The sequence below is a fragment of the Escherichia sp. WS3227_2 genome, from assembly GCF_046486495.1.
Classification (GTDB): domain Bacteria; phylum Pseudomonadota; class Gammaproteobacteria; order Enterobacterales; family Enterobacteriaceae; genus Escherichia; species Escherichia coli.
The window spans coordinates 95,197-122,009 of record NZ_JBJQLG010000006.1; the positions used below are offsets into that span (position 1 = coordinate 95,197).

A 26,813-nucleotide genomic window follows, 5' to 3' on the forward strand; every position below is an offset into this window, starting at 1 on the left:
ATAATATGAGATAAATAGTGCTGCAACATTGCATTTTTGCCCCGATTTATCCATGATCGAATTGTGACATTTGTCATACAACGAATAGGTTTTGTACTTACTATGGAATGGATTGCCGATCCGTCTATCTGGGCCGGGTTAATCACGCTGATTGTGATCGAACTGGTCCTCGGCATTGATAACCTGGTCTTTATTGCCATCCTCGCCGAAAAACTACCGCCGAAGCAGCGCGACCGCGCACGGGTTACCGGGCTGCTGCTGGCGATGTTAATGCGCCTGTTACTGCTGGCGTCAATCTCCTGGCTGGTCACCCTGACACAACCGCTATTCAGCTTTCGCTCGTTTACCTTTAGCGCCCGCGACTTAATCATGCTGTTTGGTGGTTTCTTCCTGCTGTTCAAAGCCACGATGGAGCTGAACGAACGGCTGGAAGGGAAAGACAGCAATAACCCCACGCAACGCAAAGGTGCGAAGTTCTGGGGGGTGGTGACACAAATTGTGGTACTGGACGCCATCTTCTCACTCGACTCGGTGATTACCGCCGTCGGGATGGTCGACCATTTACTGGTCATGATGGCCGCCGTCGTTATCGCTATTAGCCTGATGTTGATGGCCAGCAAGCCGTTAACGCAATTTGTTAACAGTCACCCGACGATCGTTATTCTCTGCTTAAGCTTCCTGTTGATGATTGGCTTTAGCCTGGTGGCAGAAGGTTTCGGCTTCGTCATTCCGAAAGGCTACCTGTACGCTGCTATTGGTTTCTCGGTGATGATCGAGGCGCTCAATCAGTTGGCTATCTTTAACCGGCGACGTTTTCTTTCCGCTAACCAGACGCTGCGCCAGCGGACTACCGAAGCGGTAATGCGCCTGCTTAGCGGGCAAAAAGAAGATGCGGAACTGGACGCCGAAACCGCGTCCATGCTGGTGGATCATGGTAACCAGCAGATCTTTAATCCGCAGGAACGGCGGATGATTGAGCGGGTACTTAATCTTAACCAGCGTACTGTCAGCAGCATTATGACGTCGCGCCACGATATTGAGCATATCGATCTCAACGCACCGGAAGAAGAAATCCGCCAGTTGCTGGAGCGAAATCAGCATACGCGGTTGGTGGTTACCGACGGTGATGACGCAGAAGATTTGCTCGGTGTTGTTCACGTTATCGACCTGCTACAACAGTCACTGCGCGGCGAACCGCTCAACCTGCGGGTGTTGATTCGCCAGCCGCTGGTGTTCCCGGAAACCTTGCCGTTGTTACCTGCCCTGGAGCAGTTCCGTAATGCCCGCACACACTTTGCTTTTGTGGTGGATGAGTTTGGCTCGGTGGAAGGGATTGTGACATTAAGTGACGTCACGGAAACTATTGCCGGTAACTTGCCGAACGAAGTGGAAGAGATCGACGCCCGCCATGATATTCAGAAAAACGCCGACGGTTCCTGGACGGCGAATGGTCATATGCCACTGGAAGATCTGGTGCAATATGTGCCGCTACCGCTGGATGAGAAACGCGAATATCACACCATTGCCGGGCTGCTGATGGAATATTTGCAGCGTATTCCAAAACCTGGCGAAGAAGTTCAGGTGGGGGATTATTTGCTTAAAACGTTGCAGGTGGAAAGCCATCGCGTGCAGAAGGTGCAGATTATACCGCTGCGTAAGGATGGCGAGATGGAGTACGAGGTGTGATGGTATCGGCCATTTTACCCAATGCTGCGTAACGCCTTATAACTTCAGCAATGAAGCGATGTCTGTGGTACATGGACATCACAGCGGGGGTGTGGGTCCGGGTTGCCAGGGTGGTGGAGATTGAGCCACCCAGGCACGCTCACCGGCTTGAGCGTTCCATAGTAGCGAGGAACATCAAGTGAACGGAACAGCCTTCGATCTTACATATTCAGAATATAATGGTGCCGCCACGAACGCCTGATGCGACGCTTTACGCGTCTTATCAGGCCTACAGGACAGGTCACCTGGTAACCTACATCTTCTCCAGTAACTTCTTCACATCCTTGCCATTGCGGGAATCTTTATTCCGCTCGGCCCAGTCATTCAGGCGACGTTTCGCTTCGTCCTGTAGATGTTTGCGCAGCAGCTGGTCCACTTGCAGGCTGTAATTGAGTTGCTGCCAGTTGCCATAAACCCGCAGCGGTACTGGCGTTTCTTTGAGGAAATCAATCAGTTTGCTTTCTCCGTTCCAGCCACCCACGACCCGAATATTAAACTGGGTGTCGCAGGTTTGCTCCGCCAGATTCAACGTACCAGCCCCGGAAAGCGCCAGCATGGGCGATTGACCTTGCATGTCGTTTAACGTCACGACGCCATCCTTCAACGTCAAATCGGTGGTAAAGCGGTCAAGACGCGTCACGTTATCAAAGTTTTCAGCGGCCTTCACATCACCACCATTACGCTCTACCGCTTGCTGAATCATCTGCTGGAAGTTCATCCCTTCCATGCGTGTATCCGTCATTTCGACATGTGCCTGTCCTTGCCAGTTGTGGCGGAATGCGTCGGCATCTATGTCAGCACCGGAGAAATCACCAGCCAGTGACATCTTTCCAGTCAACGAAATCGGATAGTTAAACGCCTTCAGAATGGTGCCAATCTCAACGTTTTCCAGCCGTGGCTGGAAGTTTATCCGCGGATTTATTGATGTCGCGTCCAGCGTGCCCGGCAGTGAAACCTGTCCACCGTTAAGCTTGCCCTGCAGTTGAGTAATTTCCAGCAACCCCGACTTGTTGGTCATTTGCGTGGCAACATCTGTAAAATTCATTCCGCGCCAGCGCACGTTACTGGCCTGCAACAAAATATCAGCCGTAAAGCCTTGCAGTCCCTGATAGGCCGGTTCATCAATACGCGAAGAAATGACCGGGCGCGGCAACGTTGATTGGCTCTGCCCTTGCTGCGCGGCACCGTTCTCACCGTTCGCTGTTTCATTAAGGGGGATGAGGTTGTCAAGATTCAGTTGCGGGAATTGCAGCCTCAGCTGCCATTCCGGTTTCTCTGTCAGTGTGACCTGTGCTTGCCCGCTCAGCGTACTGCCATTGGCGGTCAAGCTGATTTGGTTAAATGAAAGGCGTTTATGTGACTCCTGCCACTGGGCCTGGAAACTCCCCTGCCCCTGAATACCTTGTTTTGGTAAATCGGCACCCTGCAACTGCCAGTTAACTTGTTCAATAGCCGCCGTTAAATCATGCGGATAATCAGAAGCATCTACCGTACCGTTAAGGGATATCGTGAGATCGCGCTGATCGCGATTAACCCGCCCGGAGAACTCAAATGAGCCACGATGTTGGGGATCTTGTTCCATTTGCAGACGGATATTGCGGATTGTCACCTGCTCGTCATCTTCATGCTGGAACACCAGCACGCTGTCCGCCACCTTAAGACTGGATATATCAAACGACCATCCGCGATCGTCTGACAGATCCGGCAAGGTATTGTCGCGCGGTGCAACCGGAGCGTCTTCACTGCGCACCGCTTCCGTCTGCGGCGTCAGTTGGATCACTGCCCCTTTTAGCATCACCTGCTTAACGCTCAGTTGATGACTCAGTAGTGGTAAAAGCGCCACGTCCAGACGCATGTTGTCGGCGCGAACCAGTGGCTGGCTCGCGCCCTGGGCGGTGAGAGACATTCGCCCGGAGAGGATACTAAGCTGCGGCCAGACGTGCCAACGCAGTGGCCCGTCGAGCTGCAATTGATAACCGCTACGTGCAGCAACTTGCTTGACCATATAGTCGCGGAAATCATTCGGATTCACCAGCAACACTAACGCAGATAACCCGGCCACCAGCACGACCAGGAGTATCATCAGCGTCGTCAGAAATCGTCTCATGGTATCCTCAATGGGCCTGAATTAGTCTTTATCGATTCGGCTGGCTACCGCGCCCTGCTGGTTGCGATATTTCGCATCTTCACGGCGGTTGTAAGGTCGCGCCGCCGGGCCGGAAAGCGGCTCAAAGCTCAGCGCACCAATTAACATGCCCGGACGCAGCGCCAGCGGCAGCTTACCGGAGTTGTAGAACTCCAGCACAATACAGCCAGACCAGCCCGGATCGATACGGTGCGCGGTGACGTGCACCATAAGCCCCAGACGCGCCAGTGAGGAACGACCGTCCAGCCATCCCACCAGATCGGCTGGCAGCGTCACCGACTCCAGTGTCACCGCCAGCGCCAGCTCTCCTGGGTGAAGATAAAACGCCTCGCTTTCATCGAGTACGATCTCATCGCTCATCACGCGGTCAAGCGCGGCGCTCACTTCATCTTTGGGACCGCTCAGATCGATAAACGCTGCCGTGTGACCACGGAAGGTACGAAATTTATTGCCCAGGCGCACATCCACCGTCGCGCCATTAATACGCTCCACTGGCGGACGTGGGTTGATCGACAAACGGCCTTCATCAAGCCAGGCTTCAATATCTCGGTCACACAGACGCATGGCATTTTCTCCTTTCGTGCATCACTCCCTTAACGCCAATTACGTCAAGGGCATACCAGGTTATCACTGAACGGTACACAATTTATCAAGCTTATTCAAAGAACTGACTTATTTTCGCTTTCAATATATCGATGGCGATGCGGTTTTTCCCGCCGCGCGGCACGATAATGTCCGCATATTGTTTAGAAGGCTCAATGAATTGCAGGAACATCGGACGCACGGTTTTTTGATATTGCGCCATCACTGAATCCATTGAACGCCCACGCTCGTTAACGTCACGCTTGATGCGGCGCATCAGGCAGATATCCAGCGGGGTATCAACGAAAATTGAGAAGTTAAGTTCGTCACGCAAACGCGCATCCGTTAGCAGCAAAATGCCTTCGAGAATGATGACTTTCTTCGGCTCAACCGTCACCGTTTCTTTCATACGCGTATGTTCAACATAGCTGTAAACCGGCAGGTCAATGGCCGAGCCGCGTTTCAATGCTTGTAAATGCTCAAGCAGCAGGCTGTGATCCATCGCGCTGGGATGGTCGTAGTTGGTCTTAACGCGTTCTTCCATCGACAGATGGCTTTGATCTTTGTAATAGCAGTCTTCGGGAATTACGCCGATGTGTTCATCACCGACTTGCTCACGTAATTCACGATAAAGGGTACTGGCAATAAGACTCTTGCCGGAAGCCGATGCGCCAGCGATACCGATAATGACGCACTGATGAGACTGATCAGTCATATATTTAGCGACCTGATTAACCTGGATGTTAGGAAGGGGGCGACGAAGCGCCAAACGCGGCAATTATAGGGATTTCATCCGCCTGATACCAGTCGAATAGCGTTGCCGCGCGCTCAGAGTTAATTGTTGACGAAGAATTCCCGGTGGCAAATTACGTTGATCAGTTTTATACAAGGTAAAAAATGTTATACGCCGTTGCGCAAATTATCCGCCTTTACGTCACTTTATGAGCAATTCGCATATAAAATGTAAAACTTTTGTACTAGCATAAACACAGAAACGAATACTGGCGACCTGGTCTTGCGGATAAAGCGGTAATGAGCAAACAATCACAGCATGTATTAATTGCCCTGCCCCACCCGCTGCTTCACCTGGTCAGTTTAGGTTTAGTCTCGTTTATCTTTACCCTTTTCTCGCTTGAGCTTTCGCAGTTTGGCACCCAACTCGCCCCACTGTGGTTCCCGACGTCCATCATGATGGTGGCGTTTTATCGCCATGCCGGGCGCATGTGGCCGGGGATTGCGCTGAGCTGCTCGCTGGGAAATATCGCCGCATCCATCCTGCTTTTTTCCACCAGCTCGCTGAACATGACCTGGACGACCATCAATATTGTTGAAGCCGTGGTCGGAGCAGTGCTACTGCGTAAATTGCTGCCGTGGTATAACCCATTGCAAAATCTGGCTGACTGGCTGCGTCTGGCACTCGGCAGCGCCATTGTTCCACCTCTGTTAGGGGGTGTTCTGGTTATCCTGCTGACGCCCGGAGACGATCCTCTCAGGGCATTTTTGATATGGGTACTGTCAGAATCCATCGGCGCACTGGCACTGGTGCCACTGGGATTGTTATTTAAACCACACTATCTGCTGCGCCATCGCAACCCACGGTTGCTTTTTGAGTCGCTGCTCACGTTGGCCATCACACTGACGTTAAGCTGGCTTTCGATGCTGTATCTGCCGTGGCCTTTTACTTTCATTATTGTGCTGTTGATGTGGAGCGCCGTGCGCCTGCCACGAATGGAAGCCTTTTTGATCTTCCTTACCACGGTGATGATGGTGTCACTGATGATGGCCGCTGATCCCTCCCTGCTTGCTACACCGCGTACATACCTGATGAGCCATATGCCGTGGCTACCGTTTTTGCTGATCCTGCTGCCCGCCAACATCATGACGATGGTGATGTATGCCTTTCGTGCGGAACGCAAACACATCTCTGAAAGCGAAACCCGTTTTCGTAATGCCATGGAATATTCCGCCATCGGCATGGCATTAGTGGGCACCGAGGGGCAATGGCTGCAATCCAACAAAGCGCTCTGCCAGTTTCTCGGTTACAGTCAGGAAGAACTGCGCGGACTCACCTTTCAGCAACTGACCTGGCCGGAGGATCTCAATAAAGATCTGCAACAGGTTGAAAAGCTGATCAGCGGTGAAATAAACACCTATTCAATGGAAAAACGCTACTACAACCGCAATGGCGATGTTGTCTGGGCGTTGCTTGCCGTCTCACTGGTGCGCCACACCGATGGTACGCCGCTCTATTTTATCGCTCAGATTGAAGACATTAACGAGCTAAAACGCACCGAACAGGTGAACCAGCAACTGATGGAGCGCATCACGCTGGCTAACGAAGCGGGCGGAATTGGCATCTGGGAGTGGGAGCTTAAGCCGAATATTTTTAGCTGGGATAAGCGGATGTTCGAGCTGTATGAAATTCCTCCGCATATCAAACCGAACTGGCAGGTGTGGTACGAGTGCGTGCTGCCGGAAGATCGCCAGCACGCCGAAAAAGTGATTCGCGATTCATTGCAATCACGCTCTCCCTTTAAACTGGAATTTCGCATTACCGTGAAAGACGGCATTCGCCATATCCGCGCCCTCGCTAACCGGGTACTGAATAAAGAAGGCGAAGTCGAACGCCTGCTCGGCATTAATATGGATATGACCGAAGTGAAACAGCTTAACGAGGCATTGTTTCAGGAAAAAGAGCGCCTGCACATTACGCTGGATTCCATCGGCGAAGCCGTGGTCTGTATTGATATGGCGATGAAAATTACCTTTATGAATCCGGTGGCGGAGAAGATGAGCGGCTGGACGCAGGAAGAAGCATTAGGTGTTCCGCTCCTGACGGTGTTGCATATTACTTTTGGCGACAACGGACCATTAATGGAGAACATTTACAGTGCCGACACCTCACGTTCCGCGATTGAACAAGATGTGGTGTTGCACTGCCGGAGCGGCGGCAGCTACGACGTGCATTACAGTATTACGCCGTTAAGTACTCTGGACGGCAGCAATATAGGCTCGGTTCTGGTGATTCAGGACGTCACCGAATCACGCAAAATGCTGCGCCAGCTGAGCTACAGCGCCTCCCATGATGCACTGACGCATCTCGCCAATCGCGCCAGTTTTGAGAAGCAACTGCGTATCCTGCTGCAAACGGTAAACAGTACACATCAGCGACATGCACTGGTGTTTATCGATCTTGATCGCTTTAAAGCGGTGAATGACAGCGCCGGGCACGCCGCTGGCGATGCTTTACTGCGCGAACTGGCGTCGTTGATGCTGAGTATGCTGCGCTCCAGCGACGTGCTGGCGCGACTCGGTGGCGATGAATTTGGTCTGCTGCTGCCAGATTGTAATGTCGAAAGTGCGCGTTTTATCGCTACACGCATTATCAGCGCCGTGAATGACTATCACTTTATCTGGGAAGGACGTGTACATCGGGTAGGTGCCAGTGCCGGGATTACCTTGATTGATGACAACAATCATCAGGCGGCTGAAGTGATGTCGCAGGCTGATATCGCCTGTTATGCCTCCAAAAATGGTGGCCGGGGCCGGGTGACGATTTACGAACCGCAGCAAGCTACCGCACATAGCGAACGGGCGGCGATGTCGCTTGATGAACAGTGGCGGATGATTAAAGAGAATCAGTTGATGATGATCGCCCACGGTGTCGCTTCGCCGCGGATCCCGCAAGCGCGTAATTTGTGGCTGATTTCACTTAAGCTCTGGAGTTGCGAAGGCGAGATTATTGATGAACAAACATTTCGTCGTAGCTTCAGCGATCCGGCACTTAGCCATGCTCTTGACCGACGGGTATTCCACGATTTTTTCCAGCAGGCCGCCAAAGCGGTTGCCAGTAAAGGTATAAGCATCGCCCTCCCGCTTTCCGTTGCCGGTTTGAGTAGCGCCACGCTGGTGAATGAACTAATTGAGCAGCTGGAAAATAGCCCTCTACCACCACGGTTATTACATCTGATTATTCCGGCAGACGCGATTTTAGATCACGCAGAAAACGTGCAAAAACTGCGGCTGGCGGGATGTCGGATCGTATTCAGTCAGGTGGGCCGCGATCTGCAAATCTTCAACTCGCTGAAAGCGAATATGGCAGATTACCTGCTACTTGATGGTGAGTTATGCGCCAACGTGCAGGGAAATTTGATGGATGAGATGCTGATTACGATCATTCAGGGGCACGCTCAGCGGCTCGGGATGAAGACCATCGCCGGGCCAGTAGTTTTACCCCTGGTGATGGATACGCTTTCTGGCATCGGCGTCGATCTGATTTATGGCGATGTGATTGCCGATGCCCAACCGCTGGATTTGCTGGTGAATAGCAGTTATTTCGCGATTAACTAAGGCGTGCTTCCCCATCGCCTGATGCGGCGTATCAGGCCTACAATTCGTCCGTTCCGTCTGGTTGCCAGCCTTCCGTATACCAGATATGCAACAGCGCATAAGAACGCCAGGGCTTCCAGCGTTCGGCATAACGGCGGATTTGTGCCGGTGTCATTCCCGGAAATCGCTGTTTAATCAGATAATCATCCGGCAGGAAAACATCTTTCGCCTGCCAGCCACGTAAGGCGAAATAATTCGCCGTCCAGCGCCCGATACCCGGAAAAGTTTGCAGCGTTTTCATCGCTTGCTCTACGTCGCCCGGAATTGTCATTGGTAAGGAGCCCTCCAGCGCCGCATTTGCCAGATGAATCAGTGCCTCAGCCCGTTTCAACGGCATACCTAACGCTTTTAATGCCTGCGGGTCGGCTGCAGCCAGCCGCTGAGGCGTGGGGAAGCAGACATAATCCGGAAAATCATCCAGCCGTTCGCCATAAAGCTGTGCCACTCTGGCGGTCAATTTTGCCGCCATCGCCACGCTCACCAGTTGGCCTAAAATCGCCCGCACGCCCTGCTCAAAAGCATCAATACTGCCGGGTAAACGCAATCCGGGCCGCGCCGCGCCTAACTTGCCCAACGCACCGTTAACAATCTGCGGGTTACATTGCAGATCAAACAGGCGGCTCATTTTCGCCAGACACTCAGCGGCAACAGGTTCTAAACCTGCACTTAAATTTATGTGCAGAGTATGGCGGGCTATATCCGGAATAGCAGTTACCACGCCGCGATATTCGCCCACCGCCAGACTACGGGCATAATAACTGTCCGCGACCGTTTCCACACCGTTCACCGCACGGGCGGCGAGAAATCCCAACATCCACGACCAGTCATATGGCGGCTGCCAGTTCAGGGTATACATCGCATCTCCTTTTTAATCCGCTTTCAGCATAAACGTTATTCAGACGCTACGCTTTGCTTTCATATTCCGGTTGTCGCGACGGCAACATTTCGCTAAAGTCTCGCCCCTTCTTCACCGGCATGGGGATTATTTCGTGTTTATTGGTTTTGATTACGGTACAGCAAACTGTTCAGTGGCGGTCATGCGCGACGGTAAGCCGCAATTACTGAAAATGGAAAACGACAGCACGCTGCTGCCTTCAATGCTTTGCGCGCCAACGCGTGAAGCGGTAAGCGAATGGCTGTACCGCCATCATTATGTTCCGGCAGACGACGATGAAACGCAGGCGCTGTTGCGTCGGGCGATTCGTTATAACCGCGAAGAAGATATCGATGTTACGGCGAAAAGCGTGCAGTTCGGTCTTTCCTCACTGGCACAGTACATTGATGATCCAGAAGAAGTGTGGTTTGTGAAATCACCAAAATCGTTCCTCGGTGCCAGCGGCTTAAAACCGCAGCAGGTAGCGCTGTTTGAGGATCTGGTCTGCGCAATGATGTTGCACATTCGCCAGCAGGCGCAGGCGCAGCTGCCGGATGCGATTACTCAGGCGGTGATTGGTCGCCCGATCAACTTCCAGGGGCTGGGCGGCGATGAAGCAAACACCCAGGCGCAAGGGATTCTGGAACGCGCGGCAAAGCGTGCCGGGTTTAAGGATGTGGTATTCCAGTACGAGCCGGTCGCGGCTGGGCTGGATTACGAAGCCACCTTGCAGGAAGAAAAACGGGTGCTGGTGGTGGATATCGGCGGTGGTACGACTGACTGTTCATTGCTGCTGATGGGGCCGCAGTGGCGTTCGCGTCTCGATCGTGAAGCCAGCCTGCTGGGTCACAGTGGTTGCCGTATTGGTGGTAACGATCTGGATATCGCGCTGGCGTTTAAAAACCTGATGCCGTTACTTGGCATGGGTGGCGAAACCGAAAAAGGCATCGCCCTGCCGATTCTGCCGTGGTGGAATGCGGTTGCCATCAACGACGTACCTGCGCAAAGTGATTTCTACAGTAGTGCCAACGGTCGTCTGCTTAACGATCTGGTACGCGATGCCCGCGAACCGGAAAAAGTGGCCCTGTTACAGAAAGTCTGGCGTCAGCGTTTAAGCTATCGCCTGGTGCGCAGTGCAGAAGAGAGCAAAATCGCCCTTTCAAGCGTAGCGGAAACCCGCGCCTCACTGCCGTTTATCAGCGATGAACTGGCTACGCTGATTAGCCAGCAAGGGCTGGAAAGCGCCCTCAACCAGCCACTGGCGCGGATTCTGGAACAGGTGCAACTGGCGCTGGATAACGCCCAGGAAAAACCGGACGTTATCTACCTGACCGGCGGTAGCGCCCGTTCGCCGCTGATTAAAAAGGCGCTGGCAGAACAGTTGCCGGGCATTCCGATTGCAGGCGGCGATGACTTTGGCTCCGTCACCGCCGGGCTGGCACGCTGGGCGGAAGTGGTGTTCCGTTAATTGAAAACTGGCTCAGCAACGGCTTAAATCAGCCTGCGCCTGAGCCAGTTTTTCTGCCGCCTGACGTAACGGTTCCATCAACGGCATGGTCCGTGCTGGAGCTTGAAGGCGGAATCGCTGCAACTCTGTCGCGCCGACAGTCAACGTCGATTCCAGCCGATGTCGTTTGGCGGCCATTTTAGTCAGTACCGCTTGTCTGTCTGCAGGCGTTACCGCTTCGTTCGGCCTGAACACAAAACGGCGTTCACAACTCGCTTTCCAGTCGATAACCGCCTGGGTCAGATGGTCGCCAAACCCTTTCACTTGCTTAACGCCACGACGGGTAACATCTGCGGCTGTTTCAATACCAAAAGACCGTAACGCCGCTTTACGCGCAGGGCCAACGCCGGGAATAGAGGCAACATCAATAAAAAATCCCTCCAGAAACTTCTGCTTCTGCCGTTCCCTTGCAGTGTCATGAAGTGCTGCCAGAGCGCATTTCTCCTCTTCCGGTAACCCGAGAATTTCGTCCTTCATTTTTTCGAGCATCGTCCGTTTGGCGATAAAACCTTCCAGCCCGCCCAACTGTTGGATCTGGCTGACTAAATGGTCATAGTCCATTTTCGCGCGATTAAACGCCTCACGGCGTTGCTGGATTTCTGCTTTGTACGCTTTGCTTGTCAGGCTGCCAATAATCCAGATAGCCGCCAGCACAGGAACCAAAATGATATAACGCGGTTCTGCCTGAAGGCCGCAAAGCAACAGCGATAACGCTGACAGTGCGATCTCAATCAGAATGATGTATTCACGCCGTAACAGGCCTAAAGCAAGCGGCCTGCCAGTCAGTTGGAAATGATCGGGTAATGGCAGTTGCAATGCTGGTGGTGCTACTGACGCCATCACCATCGCCCAGACTTTCGCCAGCACAAAATCACCGCTGGTGGTAATGACCTCTTCGCCGAGATCAATAAAATAGATAACGCCTTGATTATCCAGCGCACACCACGGGCAGTCAGTCAAATGACCGGGGTAAACATGCATTGCCGAAACGGTACATTTCTTTAACTGTTGGCGTAGAGAATCAAGTGCCGCTACCCACGCTTTTGCCGTCGGACGCCCGGTTGCCACGCCACTTTCCGTGAATGCCTGCTGAAACATGGCTTCAACATCGCCCGGTAACATCGACAGCGGAATAGATCGTGGCGGCGGTTTTAAACCACGTCGCTGATTATCTGACGCGTAGGCATAACGGAAATGGGCAATATCCGTCTCCAGTGCATTCCCCGCATCAGAGATAAGCGGCACACCAGAATAAGGATGCCGCCCACCAAACAAGACGTGAAAAATCAGCAACGCTAGGCCAAAATTATCGTGATTTTCTGTGCGTTCAAAGCCGACAAATGACGACAAGGTTTGTAGCTCTGGCGGCGTAAAATGCGACACGCCAACTTCGCATAAATGCAACGTGCCATTAGCGTTAATCTGAAAGGAGTCGCTATCAATCAACACCACTTTGCTGTCGCGACCTACCATAAAGCTGTTCTGGTTTACGTCACCCACGACATGCCCGTGCTCGTGAATCGTAGCAAAAGATGAAGCAATATTGCGCGCAACATAGAGTAGAAAATCCCACGCACAATGAGGGTAACTCTGGCGACGATGTGCCGGGCTATAGATCATATGAATCGGTTCTTTACCAGAAACTTTTGGCATCATAAAACCGATAACCTTTCCGCCTCGTCCACCGTGAAGCGTTGCCTGCGGCCAGGCGACATAATTCAACAACTGCGCGTCAGCTGTCGCAGCCATAAAGGCAAGTTTGTCCTGTTTTAAGGCGGGTGGCGGCGTGTGATAAATCTTGGCGACGCTATCGACAAACTCCTCGATATCATAAACCGCGCCTTCGCCACCTTTGCCCAGTTCACAGCCTGGCGTAACGCACTCACCAGTAGCAGTATATAAAGTGGGTTTCATGGTAACCACAGCGCCAGTGCCAACGTTTTATCATCATCGGTACGCTCGTTTACCGCCGGGCTGGACAAAAACTGCTTTAACAATTCAGGTAATAAATCGAGTTGTTCCTGCGTTGCTGACGCCAGCCCATTGAAAAACGGGGTAAAGAAAGGCACATGGGGAGAATTATCCAGCATATTTAACGCCAGCCGCTGGATACCATCCGTAAATGCTGCAACTTTGTGCGCACGCTCAGTGCTGGTGAAAGTTTCCAGTCTGGAAACCGCATCTTCATCGGTAATGAAGTGCGTCATGTTGGCATATTCACCCACCATCGGCATGAGCGGCAGTTGCAGACCGTGCCCCAAATCTACCACCACGCCGCCATCGCCAATCTGCATAATCAAGGTGCCGTCAGGCGATGAAATCAGTCCCAGAAATGTGCAGGCAAAATCGCGAACCGCTAATTCTTTGGCTTCCGCCTCGGCAAAAAGTCGCTGACGAATGGTCAGCACAATATCCGTGGCGAGGACATCATTAAGCCCCAATTCCCCGCCCTGCACTTTTTGCGACATATAAGCCATCGCTTCATTGACGGCGAGCATCGCGCCTTCGCCACCCTGCGAGACACTGCCTGCGCCATCAGCGACAAATACCGACAATAATGGCTGCTGGTCATTTAACCAGGCAACCTGCATCTGGCAGGCATCCTGGCAAGGCAAGTCCGCGCTGATGTGCGACGTTCCAACGGTTGATGCATAGACCAGACGCCAGCTCACACTGACGTCCAGCCTTTTGGCGCTTCCAGCACAACTTCCGTTCCCGGCGTGGAGCGGGAAACCGAACGCAGCGAACTGGATAACCAGCTAAACAGTTCACGGAATTGTAATCCCTGCAGTGGCAAAGGCTGACGAACGCTGATTTGTGCCAAAGTCTTCATATCCGCCCCCTGAACACCGATGGAAAAGAAGGCAAACTTCTTATCTTCTTCCCCCTGAAACACTTTGTTGGCGGCAGCCTGCCACTCATCGGTTGGAGCGCCATCGGTGATCAGGAAAATCCACGGACGATAATAGGAAATACCATTGGCGCGATACTCACGTTTGCGCTCCTCAACCATATCCAGGGCTTTGGTAATGGCGGCGCCCATTGGTGTATCGCCCTGGGCAAACAGGATGGGCGGGAAAAAATTAGCGGCGCTGGTAAATGGTTGTTCCACATGCACCGGGCCGAACGTCACAATACCGAGTTCCACTCTTTTTAAGGCCAGCGGGTCGGCAAGCAGCTCATCGCGAAAGGTAACCAATCCGGCATTAAGTTCATTAATAGGTCTGCCGCTCATCGAGCCAGAAACATCCAGCAGCAAAATGCAGGGGCAACGTGGTTCCGGGTTACTGGCAAAATCGCTGGTGGCAAACGTGATTTGTTCGCTCATAAGAAATCCTTTCTTAGAGAATTATTGAGGTCCGGTATCATACCGATTGCAATAATGAAATAAGAGCAAACGAAGAAACTTTCAGAATTAGGCCCGGCGGCGCAGAAAATTTTGCTATTCGCCTCGCAAGAACGAAGAGCCGTCGATTGACACTAAGGGCGGAGTGACATAATTTCAGGAGTGAGGGTTAGGGAGAGGTTTCCCCCTCCCCCTGGTGTTCTTAGTAAGCCTGGAAGCTAATCACTAAGAGTATCACCAGTATGATGACGTGCTTCATCATAACCCTTTCCTTATTAAAAGCCCTCTTCTCCGGGAGAGGGTTTCCCGTTTCAGCGTCCCGCTGAAATCGTCGGCTTACCTCCTTTCGCCCTGAATGCAGTCTATCGCTAACGCGTGAACAAAATAGTTTCCTCTGTGATTATTGCGTAACGACTCGCAAAGAATATTTGCTGGCAGGATCGCAGACTGCAAAGCCTGCAGATTGACAATCTTATCGTGAAGGCATAATTTCAGGAGTGAGGGTAGAGCGGGGTTTCCCCCGCCCTGGTAGTCTTAGTATGCTGGGTAGCTAATCACTAAGAGCACCACGATGATGAGTATCTTCATCATGACCCTTTCCTTATTTAAGGCCCCTTCCTCGGGAGGGGCTTTCCCGTTTCAGCGTCCCGCTGAAATCGTCGGCTTACCTCCTTTCGCCCTGTATGCAGTCTATCGCTGACTTGCGGATAAAATAGTTTCCAGTGTGATTATTGCGTAACGTCTCGCAAAGAATATTTGCTGGCAGGATCGCAGACTGCAAAGCCTGCAGATTGACAATCTTATCGTGAAGGCATACTTTCAGGAGTGAGGGTAGAGCGGGGTTTCCCCCGCCCTGGTAGTCTTAGTAAGCTGGCCAGCTAATGACTAAGAGCACCACGATGATGAGTAGCTTCATCATGACCCTTTCCTTATTTATGGCCCCTTCCTCGGGAGGGGCTTTCCCGTTTCAGCGTCCCGCTGAAATCATCGGCTTACCTCCTTTCGCCATGCAAGCAGTCTATCGCTAACGCGTAGATAAAATAGTTTCATGTGTTATTACTGGATGCGTGCTCGCAAATGTGCCCGCCATTCAGACGATTCCCGATAGTGTTTCATAATTCCTCCATTTTTCTCCCTTATTGGCTGGCTACACTAGTATCATTCCGCGAAACGTTTCAGGAAGAGAAACTCTTAACGATGAAAGGCAGTTATAAATCCCGTTGGGTAATCGTAATCGTGGTGGTTATCGCCGCCATCGCCGCATTCTGGTTCTGGCAAGGCCGCAATGACTCCCGGAGTGCAGCCCCAGGGGCGACGAAACAAGCGCAGCAATCGCCAGCGGGTGGTCGCCGTGGTATGCGTTCCGGCCCATTAGCCCCGGTTCAGGCGGCGACCGCCGTAGAACAGGCAGTTCCGCGTTACCTCACCGGGCTTGGCACCATTACCGCCGCTAATACTGTTACGGTGCGCAGCCGCGTGGACGGTCAACTGATGGCGTTACATTTCCAGGAAGGCCAGCAGGTCAAAGCAGGCGATTTACTGGCAGAAATTGACCCCAGCCAGTTCAAAGTTGCATTAGCACAAGCCCTGGGCCAACTGGCAAAAGATAAAGCCACGCTTGCCAACGCCCGCCGTGACCTGGCGCGTTATCAGCAACTGGCAAAAACCAATCTCGTATCTCGTCAGGAACTGGATGCCCAACAAGCGCTGGTCAGTGAAACCGAAGGCACCATTAAGGCTGATGAAGCAAGCGTCGCCAGCGCGCAGCTGCAACTCGACTGGAGCCGCATCACCGCACCAGTCGATGGTCGCGTTGGTCTCAAGCAGGTTGATGTTGGTAACCAAATCTCCAGTGGTGATACCACCGGGATTGTGGTGATCACCCAGACGCATCCTATCGATTTGCTCTTTACCCTGCCGGAAAGCGATATCGCTACCGTAGTACAGGCGCAAAAAGCCGGAAAACCGCTGGTTGTTGAAGCCTGGGATCGCACCAACTCGAAGAAATTAAGTGAAGGCACGCTGTTAAGTCTCGATAACCAAATCGATGCCACTACCGGTACGATTAAAGTGAAAGCACGCTTTAATAATCAGGATGATGCGCTGTTTCCCAATCAGTTTGTTAACGCGCGTATGTTAGTCGACACCGAACAAAACGCCGTGGTGATCCCCACCGCCGCTCTGCAAATGGGCAACGAAGGCCATTTTGTCTGGGTGCTGAATAGCGAAAACAAGGTCAGCAAACATCTGGTGACGCCGGGCATTCAGGACAGTCAGAAAGTGGTGATCCGCGCAGGTATTTCTGCGGGCGACCGCGTAGTGACGGATGGCATTGATCGCCTGACCGAAGGGGCGAAAGTGGAAGTGGTGGAAGCCCAGAGCGCCACCACTTCGGAAGAGAAAGCCACCAGCCGCGAATACGCGAAAAAAGGAGCACGCTCCTGATGCAGGTGTTACCCCCGAGCAGCACAGGCGGCCCGTCGCGCCTGTTTATTATGCGTCCTGTCGCCACCACGCTGCTGATGGTGGCGATCTTACTCGCCGGGATTATCGGTTATCGAGCCCTGCCCGTTTCGGCGCTGCCGGAAGTGGACTATCCGACCATTCAGGTAGTCACGCTCTACCCAGGTGCGAGCCCGGATGTCATGACCTCTGTCGTTACCGCGCCGCTTGAACGCCAGTTTGGGCAGATGTCTGGCCTGAAACAGATGTCGTCGCAAAGTTCCGGCGGTGCGTCAGTTATCACCTTACAGTTCCAGCTAACATTACCGCTCGATGTCGCCGAGCAGGAAGTGCAGGCCGCGATTAACGCTGCGACCAACTTGTTGCCGAGCGATCTGCCTAACCCGCCGGTTTACAGCAAAGTGAACCCGGCAGATCCACCAATCATGACGCTCGCCGTCACCTCAACCGCCATGCCAATGACGCAAGTGGAAGATATGGTGGAAACCCGCGTCGCGCAGAAAATCTCGCAGATTTCCGGTGTCGGCCTGGTAACGCTTTCCGGCGGCCAGCGTCCGGCTGTTCGTGTCAAACTTAACGCTCAGGCGATTGCCGCCCTCGGCCTGACCAGCGAAACCGTGCGCACCGCTATTACCGGCGCTAACGTTAACTCGGCAAAAGGTAGCCTCGACGGCCCTTCCCGCGCGGTCACCCTTTCCGCGAACGACCAGATGCAATCCGCCGAAGAGTATCGCCAGCTAATTATTGCCTACCAGAACGGCGCGCCGATTCGTCTGGGCGATGTCGCAACCGTAGAGCAAGGAGCAGAAAACAGCTGGCTCGGCGCGTGGGCGAACAAAGAACAGGCCATTGTGATGAATGTTCAGCGCCAGCCCGGTGCTAACATTATCTCCACCGCCGACAGCATCCGGCAGATGCTGCCACAACTCACCGAGAGTTTGCCGAAATCGGTAAAAGTGACGGTACTTTCTGACCGTACCACCAATATTCGCGCATCCGTCGATGATACTCAGTTTGAATTGATGATGGCTATCGCGCTGGTAGTCATGATTATCTACCTGTTTTTGCGTAATATTCCGGCGACTATCATTCCCGGCGTCGCAGTGCCGCTGTCGTTAATCGGCACCTTCGCGGTCATGGTGTTTCTCGATTTTTCAATCAATAACCTGACGCTGATGGCGTTAACTATCGCCACCGGATTTGTGGTCGATGACGCCATCGTGGTGATCGAAAACATTTCCCGCTATATCGAAAAAGGCGAAAAACCGTTGGCGGCGGCGCTCAAAGGCGCGGGTGAAATCGGCTTTACCATTATCTCGCTGACCTTCTCACTGATTGCAGTGTTGATCCCACTGCTATTTATGGGCGATATCGTCGGGCGACTGTTCCGCGAATTTGCTATTACTCTGGCAGTCGCGATTTTGATCTCAGCCGTGGTGTCGCTGACTCTGACGCCGATGATGTGCGCGCGGATGCTCAGCCAGGAGTCGCTGCGTAAACAGAATCGCTTCTCCCGAGCCTCTGAGAAAATGTTCGACAGGATAATCGCCGCCTATGGTCGTGGACTGGCGAAAGTGCTGAATCATCCGTGGCTGACCTTAAGCGTGGCACTCAGCACGCTGCTGCTTAGTGTTCTCTTGTGGGTATTCATTCCGAAAGGTTTCTTCCCGGTACAGGACAACGGCATTATTCAGGGCACTTTGCAGGCACCGCAATCCAGCTCCTTTGCCAATATGGCCCAGCGGCAACGCCAGGTCGCGGATGTGATTTTGCAGGATCCGGCAGTGCAAAGCCTGACCTCATTTGTTGGCGTTGATGGCACTAACCCGTCGCTGAACAGTGCGCGTTTGCAGATCAACCTCAAACCACTGGATGAACGAGATGACCGGGTGCAAAAAGTCATCGCCCGTCTGCAAACGGCGGTGGATAAAGTGCCGGGCGTCGATCTCTTCCTGCAACCAACGCAGGACCTGACCATCGATACTCAGGTCAGCCGCACCCAGTACCAGTTTACCTTGCAGGCCACGTCACTGGATGCGCTCAGTACCTGGGTGCCACAGTTGATGGAAAAACTCCAGCAGCTGCCACAGCTTTCTGATGTCTCCAGCGACTGGCAGGACAAAGGGCTGGTGGCGTATGTCAATGTCGACAGGGACAGCGCCAGCCGTCTGGGGATCAGCATGGCGGATGTCGATAACGCCCTGTACAACGCGTTTGGTCAGCGGCTGATTTCCACCATTTATACTCAGGCCAACCAGTATCGCGTGGTGCTGGAGCACAATACCGAAAATACCCCAGGGCTTGCGGCGCTGGATACCATTCGCCTGACCAGCAGCGACGGTGGCGTGGTGCCGTTAAGCTCAATTGCCAAAATTGAGCAGCGTTTTGCGCCGCTCTCCATCAACCATCTGGATCAGTTCCCGGTAACGACTATCTCCTTTAACGTGCCGGATAACTATTCGCTGGGCGATGCGGTGCAGGCGATTATGGACACCGAAAAGACGCTGAATCTGCCGGTGGATATCACCACGCAATTCCAGGGCAGCACCCTCGCCTTCCAGTCGGCGCTAGGCAGCACTGTCTGGCTGATTGTCGCGGCGGTGGTGGCGATGTATATCGTGCTCGGCATTCTGTACGAGAGCTTTATTCACCCGATCACCATTCTCTCGACGCTACCCACCGCAGGTGTTGGCGCACTGCTGGCGTTAATGATTGCTGGTAGCGAACTGGATGTGATTGCAATTATCGGCATTATTTTGCTGATCGGTATCGTGAAGAAGAACGCCATCATGATGATCGACTTCGCGCTGGCTGCTGAGCGCGAGCAAGGCATGTCGCCGCGCGATGCAATCTACCAGGCTTGTCTGTTACGTTTTCGTCCGATCCTGATGACCACTCTGGCGGCTCTGCTTGGCGCGCTGCCGCTGATGTTGAGTACCGGGGTCGGCGCGGAACTGCGTCGTCCGTTAGGTATCGGCATGGTCGGCGGTCTGATTGTCAGCCAGGTGCTGACGCTGTTCACCACGCCGGTGATTTATCTGCTGTTCGACCGCCTGGCATTGTGGACCAAAAGTCGCTTTGCTCGCCATGAAGAGGAGGCGTAAGTGAAGTTTTTTGCCCTCTTCATTTACCGCCCGGTGGCGACGATTTTACTGTCGGTCGCCATTACCCTGTGCGGCATACTGGGCTTCCGTATGCTGCCGGTCGCCCCACTGCCGCAGGTCGATTTTCCGGTGATTATGGTCAGCGCCTCGCTGCCCGGTGCGTCACCAGAAACAATGGCGTCTTCCGTTGCCACGCCGCTGGAACGTTCGCTTGGGCGCATTGCCGGGGTCAGTGAAATGACCTCCAGCAGTTCGCTCGGCAGCACGCGCATTATTTTGCAGTTTGATTTTGACCGCGATATCAACGGCGCAGCGCGCGATGTGCAAGCGGCGATCAACGCCGCGCAAAGTTTGCTGCCCAGCGGGATGCCCAGCCGTCCGACCTATCGCAAAGCGAACCCGTCGGATGCGCCAATAATGATCCTGACGCTGACGTCCGATACTTATTCGCAGGGTGAACTGTACGATTTCGCCTCGACGCAGTTGGCTCCGACGATTTCGCAAATCGACGGTGTCGGTGATGTCGATGTTGGCGGCAGCTCGCTGCCCGCCGTACGCGTCGGGCTGAATCCGCAGGCGCTGTTTAATCAGGGCGTGTCGCTGGACGATGTGCGCAGCGCCATCAGCAATGCCAACGTGCGTAAACCGCAGGGGGCGCTGGAAGATAGCACTCACCGCTGGCAGATCCAGACCAACGATGAGCTAAAAACCGCCGCTGAATATCAGCCGCTGATTATTCATTACAACAACGGCGGCGCGGTTCGTCTGGGCGATGTGGCGACGGTGACCGACTCAGTGCAGGATGTGCGCAACGCCGGGATGACCAACGCCAAACCGGCTATTTTGCTGATGATCCGCAAGCTGCCGGAAGCCAATATTATCCAGACAGTTGACAGCATCCGGGCAAAATTACCGGAGTTGCAGGAGACCATTCCGGCGGCGATTGATCTGCAAATTGCCCAGGATCGCTCCCCCACTATTCGCGCCTCGCTGGAGGAAGTCGAGCAAACGCTGATTATCTCGGTGGCGCTGGTGATTCTGGTGGTCTTTTTATTCCTGCGCTCGGGTCGCGCCACTATTATTCCCGCCGTTGCGGTGCCGGTTTCGCTGATTGGTACGTTTGCGGCGATGTACCTGTGCGGTTTCAGTCTCAATAATCTTTCGTTAATGGCGCTCACCATTGCTACTGGTTTCGTGGTGGATGACGCCATCGTGGTGCTGGAAAACATTGCACGTCATCTGGAAGCGGGAATGAAACCGTTGCAAGCCGCACTGCAAGGTACTCGCGAAGTCGGTTTTACGGTGCTGTCGATGAGTCTGTCACTGGTGGCGGTGTTCCTGCCGCTGCTGTTGATGGGCGGATTGCCGGGCCGACTGTTACGCGAATTTGCCGTGACGCTTTCTGTCGCCATTGGTATTTCGTTGCTGGTTTCCCTGACGCTAACGCCAATGATGTGCGGCTGGATGCTAAAAGCCAGCAAGCCGCGTGAGCAAAAGCGACTGCGTGGTTTTGGTCGCATGTTGGTTGCCCTGCAACAAGGCTATGGCAAGTCGCTGAAATGGGTGCTCAATCATACCCGTCTGGTGGGCGTGGTGCTGCTTGGCACCATTGCGCTGAATATCTGGCTATATATCTCGATCCCGAAAACCTTCTTCCCGGAGCAGGACACCGGCGTGTTGATGGGCGGGATACAGGCGGATCAGAGTATTTCGTTTCAGGCGATGCGCGGTAAGTTGCAGGATTTTATGAAAATTATCCGTGACGATCCGGCGGTGGATAATGTCACCGGCTTTACCGGCGGTTCGCGGGTGAACAGTGGGATGATGTTTATCACCCTCAAGCCACGCGACGAACGCAGCGAAACGGCGCAGCAAATTATCGACCGTCTGCGCGTAAAACTGGCGAAAGAACCGGGGGCGAATCTGTTCCTGATGGCGGTACAGGATATTCGCGTTGGCGGACGTCAGTCGAACGCCAGTTACCAGTACACGTTGTTATCCGACGACCTGGCGGCACTGCGCGAATGGGAGCCGAAAATCCGCAAAAAACTGGCAACGTTGCCGGAACTGGCGGACGTGAACTCCGATCAGCAGGATAACGGCGCGGAGATGAATCTGGTTTACGACCGCGACACCATGGCGCGGCTGGGAATCGACGTGCAGGCCGCCAACAGCCTGTTAAATAACGCCTTCGGTCAGCGGCAAATCTCGACCATTTACCAGCCGATGAACCAGTACAAAGTGGTGATGGAAGTGGATCCGCGCTATACCCAGGACATCAGCGCGCTGGAAAAAATGTTCGTTATCAATAACGAAGGAAAAGCGATCCCGCTGTCGTATTTCGCTAAATGGCAACCGGCGAATGCTCCGCTGTCGGTGAATCATCAGGGATTATCGGCGGCCTCGACCATTTCGTTTAACCTGCCGACCGGGAAATCGCTCTCGGACGCCAGTGCGGCGATCGATCGCGCAATGACCCAGCTTGGTGTGCCTTCGACGGTGCGCGGTATTTTTGCCGGCACGGCGCAGGTGTTCCAGGAGACGATGAACTCGCAAGTGATCCTGATTATCGCCGCCATCGCCACGGTGTATATCGTGCTGGGTATCCTTTACGAGAGTTACGTACATCCGCTGACGATTCTCTCCACCCTGCCCTCGGCGGGCGTTGGAGCGCTGCTGGCGCTGGAACTGTTCAATGCCCCGTTCAGCCTAATCGCCCTGATAGGGATCATGCTATTAATCGGCATCGTAAAGAAAAACGCCATCATGATGGTCGATTTTGCGCTTGAAGCCCAACGGCACGGTAACCTGACGCCGCAGGAAGCTATTTTCCAGGCCTGTCTGCTGCGTTTTCGCCCGATTATGATGACTACCCTGGCGGCGCTGTTTGGCGCGCTGCCGCTGGTATTGTCGGGCGGTGACGGCTCGGAGCTGCGCCAACCCCTGGGGATCACCATTGTCGGCGGTCTGGTAATGAGCCAGCTTCTGACGCTGTATACCACGCCGGTGGTGTATCTCTTTTTCGACCGTCTGCGGCTGCGTTTTTCGCGTAAACCTAAACAAGCGGTAACCGAGTAAATGACAGATCTTCCCGACAGCACCCGCTGGCAATTGTGGATTGTGGCTTTCGGCTTCTTTATGCAGTCGCTGGACACCACCATCGTAAACACCGCGCTTCCCTCAATGGCGCAAAGCCTCGGGGAAAGTCCGTTGCATATGCACATGGTCATTGTCTCTTATGTACTGACCGTGGCGGTGATGCTGCCCGCCAGCGGCTGGCTGGCGGACAAAGTCGGCGTGCGCAATATTTTCTTTACCGCCATCGTGCTGTTTACTCTCGGTTCACTGTTTTGCGCGCTTTCCGTCACGCTGAACGAACTGTTGCTGGCACGCGCGTTACAGGGCGTTGGCGGTGCGATGATGGTGCCGGTCGGCAGGTTGACGGTGATGAAAATCGTACCGCGCGAGCAATATATGGCGGCGATGACCTTTGTCACGTTACCCGGTCAGGTCGGTCCGCTGCTCGGTCCGGCGCTCGGCGGTCTGCTGGTGGAATACGCGTCGTGGCACTGGATCTTTTTGATCAACATTCCGGTGGGGATTATTGGCGCGATCGCCACACTGATGTTAATGCCGAACTACACCATGCAGACGCGGCGCTTTGATCTCTCCGGATTTTTATTGCTGGCGGTTGGCATGGCGGTATTAACCCTGGCGCTGGACGGCAGTAAAGGTACAGGTTTATCGCCGCTGGCGATTGCTGGCCTGGTCGCAGTTGGCGTGGTAGCACTGGTGCTTTATCTGCTACACGCCAGAAATAACAACCGCGCGCTTTTCAGTCTGAAACTGTTCCGTACTCGTACCTTTTCGCTGGGCCTGGCGGGGAGCTTTGCCGGACGTATCGGCAGTGGTATGTTGCCCTTTATGACGCCGGTTTTCCTGCAAATTGGCCTTGGCTTCTCACCGTTTCATGCCGGACTGATGATGATCCCGATGGTGCTCGGCAGCATGGGGATGAAGCGAATTGTGGTACAGGTAGTGAATCGCTTTGGTTATCGTCGGGTACTGGTAGCGACCACGCTGGGTCTGTCGCTGGTCACCCTATTGTTTATGACTACCGCTCTGCTGGGCTGGTACTACGTTTTGCCGTTCGTCCTGTTTTTACAAGGGATGGTCAACTCGACCCGTTTCTCCTCCATGAACACCCTGACGCTGAAAGATCTCCCGGACAATCTGGCGAGCAGCGGAAACAGCCTGCTGTCGATGATTATGCAATTGTCGATGAGTATCGGCGTCACTATCGCCGGGCTGTTGCTGGGACTTTTTGGTTCACAGCATGTCAGCGTCGACAGCGGCACCACACAAACCGTCTTTATGTACACCTGGCTTAGCATGGCGTTTATCATCGCCCTTCCGGCGTTCATCTTTGCCAGAGTGCCGAACGATACGCATCAAAATGTAGCTATTTCGCGGCGAAAAAGGAGCGCGCAATGAAGTTCTGGCGACCCGGTATTACCGGCAAACTGTTTCTGGCGATTTTCGCCACCTGCATTGTCTTGCTGATCAGTATGCACTGGGCGGTGCGTATCAGTTTTGAGCGTGGCTTTATTGATTACATCAAGCATGGTAATGAACAGCGATTACAACTGTTAAGTGATGCGCTTGGCGAGCAGTATGCGCAGCATGGCAACTGGCGCTTCCTGCGCAACAATGATCGCTTTGTCTTTCAGATCCTGCGTTCATTTGAACACGATAATTCGGAAGATAAACCCGGCCCGGGTATGCCACCGCACGGCTGGCGTACCCAGTTCTGGGTGGTTGATCAAAACAACAAAGTGCTGGTTGGTCCGCGAGCGCCGATTCCACCTGACGGTACACGGCGACCCATTCTGGTCAACGGTGCGGAAGTGGGTGCGGTGATTGCCTCCCCTGTTGAGCGACTGACCCGCAATACCGATATCAATTTTGACAGACAACAGAGGCAAACCAGTTGGCTGATTGTCGCTTTATCTACCTTGTTAGCGGCGCTGGCGACATTCCCACTGGCGCGCGGTTTGCTGGCTCCGGTCAAACGACTGGTGGACGGTACACACAAACTGGCAGCGGGCGATTTCACTACTCGCGTGACGCCCACCAGTGAAGATGAACTGGGCAAACTGGCGCAAGACTTCAACCAGCTTGCCAGCACGCTGGAGAAAAACCAGCAAATGCGGCGCGATTTTATGGCCGATATTTCTCACGAACTGCGTACGCCATTAGCGGTGCTGCGCGGTGAACTGGAAGCCATTCAGGATGGCGTGCGTAAATTCACGCCGGAGACGGTGGCGTCTTTACAGGCGGAGGTCGGTACACTGACCAAACTGGTGGACGATCTTCATCAATTGTCGATGTCTGATGAAGGCGCTCTCGCCTACCAGAAATCGTCGGTGGATCTGATCCCGCTACTGGAAGTCGCGGGTGGCGCATTTCGTGAGCGTTTCGCCAGCCGCGGGCTGAAACTGCAATTTTCCCTGCCAGACAGCATCACCGTATTTGGCGATCGCGATCGTTTAATGCAGTTGTTCAATAACTTACTGGAAAACAGCCTGCGCTATACCGACAGCGGCGGCAGCCTGCATATCTCTGCCGAGCAACATGACAAAACGGTGCGCCTGACCTTTGCCGACAGTGCACCGGGTGTCAGTGACGATCAGCTACAAAAATTGTTTGAACGTTTTTATCGCACCGAAGGTTCCCGCAACCGCGCCAGCGGTGGTTCCGGGCTGGGTCTGGCGATTTGCCTGAACATTGTTGAAGCACATAATGGCCGCATTATTGCTGCCCATTCGCCTTTTGGCGGGGTAAGCATTACAGTAGAGTTACCGCTGGAACGGGATTTACAGAGAGAAGTATGACCGAGTTACCAATCGACGAAAACACACCGCGTATTTTGATCGTGGAAGATGAACCGAAGCTGGGACAGTTGCTCATTGATTATCTGCGTGCTGCGAGCTATGCGCCGACGCTTATCAGCCACGGCGATCAGGTACTGCCGTATGTGCGCCAGACACCACCGGATCTGATCCTGTTGGATCTGATGCTCCCTGGCACCGATGGCTTGACGCTGTGCCGGGAAATTCGTCGTTTTTCTGACATTCCTATCGTGATGGTGACGGCAAAAATAGAAGAGATCGATCGCCTGCTCGGACTGGAGATTGGCGCAGATGATTATATCTGTAAGCCGTACAGCCCACGGGAAGTGGTAGCGCGCGTCAAAACCATTTTGCGCCGTTGCAAACCGCAGCGTGAGTTGCAGCAACAGGATGCTGAAAGCCCGTTGATTATCGACGAAGGTCGTTTTCAGGCTTCATGGCGCAGTAAAATGCTTGACCTGACGCCTGCGGAATTTCGTCTGCTGAAAACGCTCTCTCATGAACCAGGAAAAGTGTTCTCCCGCGAACAATTGCTCAATCATCTTTATGACGACTACCGCGTAGTAACCGACCGCACTATCGACAGCCACATTAAAAACCTGCGTCGCAAGCTGGAATCTCTCGACGCCGAACAGTCCTTTATCCGTGCCGTTTACGGCGTCGGTTACCGCTGGGAAGCCGACGCCTGCCGCATCGTTTAACATTTTTACCTGCCGGAGAAGGCATTCACGCCACATCCGGCAACATTATCCCATGCATTGTCGG

At 53.6% G+C, this 26,813-nt stretch carries 19 protein-coding genes; 9 read left to right on the forward strand and 10 right to left on the reverse strand.

Annotated elements, in window-relative coordinates; translation table 11 throughout:
• Positions 1-102: 102 nt before the first annotated feature.
• Positions 103-1,686: a TerC family protein gene (locus tag ACJHXB_RS10370; RefSeq protein ID WP_000454701.1), complete on the forward strand. Its 1,584-nt coding sequence runs from the start codon at positions 103-105 to the stop codon at positions 1,684-1,686.
• A gap of 292 nt (positions 1,687-1,978) precedes the next feature.
• On the opposite strand, the gene asmA is transcribed toward ACJHXB_RS10370, so the two are convergent.
• The 3 genes from asmA to udk all read right to left on the reverse strand — a co-directional run bounded on the left by asmA (position 1,979) and on the right by udk (position 5,168).
• Entirely contained in the window at positions 1,979-3,832 is a 1,854-nt protein-coding gene (gene asmA / locus ACJHXB_RS10375) for an outer membrane assembly protein AsmA (RefSeq protein ID WP_001252363.1), read from the reverse strand.
• 21 nt (positions 3,833-3,853) lie between these two features.
• Positions 3,854-4,435, reverse strand: coding sequence for a dCTP deaminase (dcd, locus tag ACJHXB_RS10380; protein WP_001234777.1), 582 nt, complete (start codon positions 4,433-4,435; stop codon positions 3,854-3,856).
• Between the two features lie 91 nt (positions 4,436-4,526).
• Entirely contained in the window at positions 4,527-5,168 is a 642-nt protein-coding gene (gene udk / locus ACJHXB_RS10385; protein WP_001295424.1) for a uridine kinase, read from the reverse strand.
• A 317-nt stretch (positions 5,169-5,485) separates the two neighbouring features.
• Between udk and ACJHXB_RS10390 the strand changes: the two genes are divergently transcribed.
• Positions 5,486-8,803, forward strand: coding sequence for a diguanylate cyclase (locus tag ACJHXB_RS10390; RefSeq protein ID WP_000043744.1), 3,318 nt, complete (start codon positions 5,486-5,488; stop codon positions 8,801-8,803).
• 37 nt (positions 8,804-8,840) lie between these two features.
• Here the strand turns inward: ACJHXB_RS10390 and alkA are convergent, their stop codons facing one another.
• Complete coding sequence (gene alkA, locus ACJHXB_RS10395) at positions 8,841-9,698, reverse strand: DNA-3-methyladenine glycosylase 2 (protein ID WP_000288358.1); 858 nt, start codon at positions 9,696-9,698, stop codon at positions 8,841-8,843.
• Positions 9,699-9,831: 133 nt separating this feature from the next.
• Between alkA and yegD the strand changes: the two genes are divergently transcribed.
• Positions 9,832-11,184, forward strand: a complete 1,353-nt coding sequence (gene yegD / locus ACJHXB_RS10400; protein ID WP_000469753.1) for a molecular chaperone — start codon at positions 9,832-9,834, stop codon at positions 11,182-11,184.
• Between the two features lie 12 nt (positions 11,185-11,196).
• On the opposite strand, the gene yegI is transcribed toward yegD, so the two are convergent.
• The 6 genes from yegI to ACJHXB_RS10430 all read right to left on the reverse strand — a co-directional run bounded on the left by yegI (position 11,197) and on the right by ACJHXB_RS10430 (position 15,488).
• Positions 11,197-13,137 (reverse strand): protein kinase YegI, encoded by a 1,941-nt coding sequence (gene yegI, locus ACJHXB_RS10405; protein ID WP_001468939.1) that lies wholly within the window; start codon positions 13,135-13,137, stop codon positions 11,197-11,199.
• Complete coding sequence (gene pphC, locus ACJHXB_RS10410; protein ID WP_000119097.1) at positions 13,134-13,895, reverse strand: protein-serine/threonine phosphatase PphC; 762 nt, start codon at positions 13,893-13,895, stop codon at positions 13,134-13,136. The genes yegI and pphC overlap by 4 nt, the downstream gene beginning before the upstream one ends.
• Positions 13,892-14,551, reverse strand: a complete 660-nt coding sequence (locus tag ACJHXB_RS10415; RefSeq protein WP_000003176.1) for a vWA domain-containing protein — start codon at positions 14,549-14,551, stop codon at positions 13,892-13,894. Before ACJHXB_RS10415 ends, pphC begins: the two co-directional genes overlap by 4 nt.
• 220 nt (positions 14,552-14,771) lie before the next feature.
• A complete protein-coding gene (gene ibsA, locus ACJHXB_RS10420; protein ID WP_010723109.1) occupies positions 14,772-14,831 on the reverse strand; it encodes a type I toxin-antitoxin system toxin IbsA in 60 nt (19 codons plus the stop codon).
• Between the two features lie 272 nt (positions 14,832-15,103).
• On the reverse strand, positions 15,104-15,160 hold the full coding sequence (locus ACJHXB_RS10425; RefSeq protein WP_012767742.1) for a type I toxin-antitoxin system Ibs family toxin: 57 nt from the start codon (positions 15,158-15,160) through the stop codon (positions 15,104-15,106).
• A 271-nt stretch (positions 15,161-15,431) separates the two neighbouring features.
• A complete protein-coding gene (locus ACJHXB_RS10430; RefSeq protein WP_100249772.1) occupies positions 15,432-15,488 on the reverse strand; it encodes a type I toxin-antitoxin system Ibs family toxin in 57 nt (18 codons plus the stop codon).
• Positions 15,489-15,766: 278 nt separating this feature from the next.
• Between ACJHXB_RS10430 and mdtA the strand changes: the two genes are divergently transcribed.
• The 6 genes from mdtA to baeR are packed head-to-tail and all read left to right on the forward strand — an operon-like array spanning position 15,767 to position 26,749.
• Positions 15,767-17,014 (forward strand): multidrug efflux RND transporter subunit MdtA, encoded by a 1,248-nt coding sequence (mdtA, locus tag ACJHXB_RS10435; protein WP_000678997.1) that lies wholly within the window; start codon positions 15,767-15,769, stop codon positions 17,012-17,014.
• On the forward strand, positions 17,014-20,136 hold the full coding sequence (gene mdtB / locus ACJHXB_RS10440) for a multidrug efflux RND transporter permease subunit MdtB (RefSeq protein ID WP_001197927.1): 3,123 nt from the start codon (positions 17,014-17,016) through the stop codon (positions 20,134-20,136). The genes mdtA and mdtB overlap by 1 nt, the downstream gene beginning before the upstream one ends.
• Complete coding sequence (gene mdtC / locus ACJHXB_RS10445; RefSeq protein WP_000667504.1) at positions 20,137-23,214, forward strand: multidrug efflux RND transporter permease subunit MdtC; 3,078 nt, start codon at positions 20,137-20,139, stop codon at positions 23,212-23,214.
• Positions 23,215-24,630, forward strand: a complete 1,416-nt coding sequence (locus tag ACJHXB_RS10450) for an MFS transporter (RefSeq protein ID WP_000130907.1) — start codon at positions 23,215-23,217, stop codon at positions 24,628-24,630.
• Complete coding sequence (baeS, locus tag ACJHXB_RS10455; RefSeq protein ID WP_000675154.1) at positions 24,627-26,030, forward strand: two-component system sensor histidine kinase BaeS; 1,404 nt, start codon at positions 24,627-24,629, stop codon at positions 26,028-26,030. The genes ACJHXB_RS10450 and baeS overlap by 4 nt, the downstream gene beginning before the upstream one ends.
• The gene (gene baeR / locus ACJHXB_RS10460; protein ID WP_000137880.1) at positions 26,027-26,749 is read left to right on the forward strand and encodes a two-component system response regulator BaeR; all 723 of its coding nucleotides are present in this window, start codon (positions 26,027-26,029) and stop codon (positions 26,747-26,749) included. Before baeS ends, baeR begins: the two co-directional genes overlap by 4 nt.
• Positions 26,750-26,813 lie beyond the last annotated feature (64 nt).